The organism is Phenylobacterium sp., assembly GCF_044358365.1.
In the GTDB taxonomy this organism is placed as follows: Bacteria; Pseudomonadota; Alphaproteobacteria; order Caulobacterales; family Caulobacteraceae; genus Phenylobacterium.
The window spans coordinates 1-3,115 of sequence record NZ_JBIKNZ010000140.1 but is presented as its reverse complement, the minus strand read 5'-3'; the positions used below and the strand labels follow the sequence as shown (position 1 = coordinate 3,115).

Sequence of the window (3,115 nt, the reverse complement as noted above, 5' to 3'; positions counted from 1 at the left end):
GAGAACGCCCGGTTACGGCGTGAGAACGAGCGGCTGCGGATGGAGCGCGACATCCTAAAAAAAGCCGCGCTCATCTTCGCAGCGGCCGCCCGGTGAAGTTCGGGTTCGTCGATGAGCATCGTTTGGTCTGGCCGGTGAGCGCGATGTGCAAGGTTCTGGGGTTGTCCACCAGCGGATACTACGCCTGGCGCGCCCGGCCCGAGAGCCCACGTGCGTCGGCCAACCGGGCGCTGCTGGACGACATCGCCCGGATCCACGCCGATAGCAGCGGGACCTATGGCGCGCCCAGGGTGCATGCCGTGCTGCGCGGCCACGGCCGCCGTGTCGGACGCTCAAGGATCGAGCGGTTGATGCGCCGCGCCGGTCTTCGCGGACTGGCGGCGCTGCCCCGTCGCGCCAGAACCACCGACAGCCGTCATGGCTATCTGATCGCCCCAAACAGGCCCGCCCGTAACTTTCAGGCCGCGCATCCGAACCAAATCTGGCTCGCCGACCTCACCTACATCCCCACCGCAGAAGGCTGGCTGTACCTGGCCGCGATCCTCGACATGCACACCCGCAAGATCCCCCGGGTCCGGCTCTGCCGGCCCGAGGACAGGTTCTGGCTGGTCCATGCGCCAGACCCTGCATACCGAGATCGCACTCGACGCTTTGAACATGGCCGTCGAGCGCCAGCGGCCGGCGCCGGGCCTGATCCACCACTCCGACCGCGGCATCCAGTACGCGGCCGAGGTCTACCGCCAAACCCTTGCCACATCAGGGATCACGCCCTCGATGAGCCGCAAGGGCGACTGCTGGGACAACGCACCGATGGAGAGCTTCTTCCACACCCTCAAGACCGAGCGCGTCTACCACCGGGTCTACGCCACCCGCGACCAGGCCCGGCGCGATCTGTTCCAATACATCGAAGGCTTCTATAACCCCCGTCGCCTGCACTCAGCCTTGGGCTATCTCAGCCAGGAAGAGATGGAACGTAGAGCGGCTTAACCCCGTCCACTTTTTCGGGGGAGGATCAGCTTCCGAAAGGACCCTCGGATTGCGCGTCATGATATGAGTGAGGTGGGATGGCGGCGGGTGGTTTCGGCATAGGGGCAGCACAGGGGGCGACACCTTATTAGAAGCTGAAGCCCTTGTATGGCTTCATCGGCTATCCAGGGTTGCGATAGAGTGTCGGGCCACCGAGAAAACCCAATTTTGATGTCGCCCATTGAATCCGGAACGTCGAGATGGATCGCCGCAATCACGTTGGCCGGCTGTCTCACCGCGGTCGCCACCCTGGCGTTCTGGCCACAGCCGGTCACTGTCCCGTTGACCGAAGACGCGCAGCACATCCTGGCCTTCGGAATCCTGACCGTCCTGACGCGGCGGGTATGGCAACGCGCGTCCTGGCGCAGGTTGGTCTTTTGGTTATTCGCGCTCGGAGTTGGCATAGAGGTGCTGCAATGGGCCTTCACGCCCAGGCACGCCGAGTGGCGGGACGTAACCGCCGACGCCACAGGCATCGCTATTGCGTTATTGATCTGTCAGGCATTGGCCGCGTGGTCACCTGCGCGCCGTTGAGAGATGTCTGCGTCATACGATCGACCGAGACGGCCTATCGTGACGCGACCGTCTTCACCTCAGCCGCAACGGCATCAAAACGACCCTCGGCAGCCCGCCAGATCACCCGCCGCTCGCAACGTGCGTCGGGCTTTGCGTCGCCGCAGTCCGATCCGCCCAGGCTAACCCAAAGGGCCAGCGACCCATCCGGCGCGCGCTGGAGACGTGATCCGAAAGCCGTGCGCTGAAAGGCCGGAATGGCCATGCCGTTCTCGATGCCCCTGAACACAGTCACCTGCGCGCCAGCGGCGACGGCCAGGGCGGGGCGTCCCGGACAAGGATAGCGACTGGCGTCAATGACCCAGTCATCGAGCTTGTCGGCGTTCAGGTCCAGCCGGTCCACGAGGTTGGGCGTGCTGGCGCCCGGCGGCAGCGGGCCGCATTGTTCGGCAAGTTGCCTGGCGTAGGCTGAAACAAGTGGCGGCATTTCCTGCGCCGCGAGCGGCGTGGCGATTGCCGCCACAGCCGCTATCAGGAACATCTTTGCCTTCACACCCATAGCTCGTCTCCTTCAGCGCTTGCGCGCACTTACTCCAGGGCCGACTGGCCCATCTGGCTGACACCTGAAAGCAGCCCGCCCATCAGGACACCCAACAGCCCGCCAAGCAGAACGATCAGCGCCGGACCCGCGATCCTACCGATCGTCTCGATGCGACGAAGGGCTGCATCTTCTTCCATTTGGCCGCTGCGGGTCAGCATAGGTCCCACCGCGTTGGAGGCTTCGCCCACCGCTGCCAGCCGAATGATGGATTGTGGAAATCCGCGTACCTCGCCCAAGGCGCCGGACAGGTACTCGCCCTGACGAACCGCCAGCGCCACCGGCTCCAGGCGTTTGCGCGCACCCGCCAGCGGGGCGGTGCGGATCGCCAGTCGCAGGGCCTCGCTGATCGGCGCACCGGCTGCGACCATGGAGCCGAGGGACATGGAGAAAGACCCGAACACCAGACCCGCGACCGTTCGCCGGACCGGTCCGTCGAGCAGCAGGCGATCCAGCGGCGCGGAGAGCAGACCGGCACGCCCCGCCACCAGGATGGCGACGACACCTCCCGCAATCGCAAGTCCGATGAGGGCCAGATTGGCGCTCAGGAAGTTGCTGGCCGACAACATGAGGGACAGCGCCATTGGCGGCTCGGAACCCAGTTCCTCGGCCAGCGGCGCTATGGAGGGCACGATGTAAAGCAGGATCACCACCAGGGCCCCGATGGCGCTGACGAAAACGAAGGAGGGATAGGCAAGGACCGTGACCAACTGGTCACGGAGCTTGAGGCGCGAGTAGATCACGTCGGCGGCGCGTTGCAGCCCGCCGGGCAAGTCGCCTGCGGCCTCACCGGCGGCTACCATGGGCGCGACGAAGGCTTCGGACTTCTGGAAGGCTCGACCGAAGGCCCGGTCCAGCGGTTCCCCACCGCCGATGTCGGAGGCTAGGCTCAGGACCCATTGAAATGATTCCCAAGGCGGGGTTGGTCTGATTCACTGGCGGCGCATGGAGGCGTCGTCATGAGTGATTTGATCTGGT

Annotated in this window: 3 protein-coding genes and 1 pseudogene; 2 read left to right on the top strand and 2 right to left on the bottom strand. The window is 65.1% G+C overall.

All coding sequences use genetic code 11. From position 1 onward, the window contains the following. Nucleotides 1–987 (top strand): annotated as a pseudogene (locus tag ACIQ3B_RS18425) (IS3 family transposase); the annotation flags it as partial. A 210-nt stretch (nucleotides 988–1,197) separates the two neighbouring features. After that, a complete protein-coding gene (locus ACIQ3B_RS18420; protein WP_397405183.1) occupies nucleotides 1,198–1,560 on the top strand; it encodes a VanZ family protein in 363 nt (120 codons plus the stop codon). A 34-nt stretch (nucleotides 1,561–1,594) separates the two neighbouring features. Here ACIQ3B_RS18420 and ACIQ3B_RS18415 read toward each other — a convergent pair whose 3' ends face one another. Together ACIQ3B_RS18415 and ACIQ3B_RS18410 are read right to left on the bottom strand one after the other, a co-directional pair. Continuing rightward, nucleotides 1,595–2,098: a hypothetical protein gene (locus ACIQ3B_RS18415; RefSeq protein WP_397405181.1), complete on the bottom strand. Its 504-nt coding sequence runs from the start codon at nucleotides 2,096–2,098 to the stop codon at nucleotides 1,595–1,597. Between the two features lie 29 nt (nucleotides 2,099–2,127). Beyond that, on the bottom strand, nucleotides 2,128–3,030 hold the full coding sequence (locus ACIQ3B_RS18410; protein WP_397405185.1) for a type II secretion system F family protein: 903 nt from the start codon (nucleotides 3,028–3,030) through the stop codon (nucleotides 2,128–2,130). Nucleotides 3,031–3,115: the final 85 nt, after the last annotated feature.

What these genes read in the sequence shown, in the direction of transcription:
- ACIQ3B_RS18415 (WP_397405181.1), bottom strand. Translation starts at nt 2,098, where the DNA reads ATGGGTGTGAAGGCAAAGATGTTCCTGATAGCGGCTGTGGCGGCAATC.
- ACIQ3B_RS18420 (WP_397405183.1), top strand. Translation starts at nt 1,198, where the DNA reads ATGTCGCCCATTGAATCCGGAACGTCGAGATGGATCGCCGCAATCACG.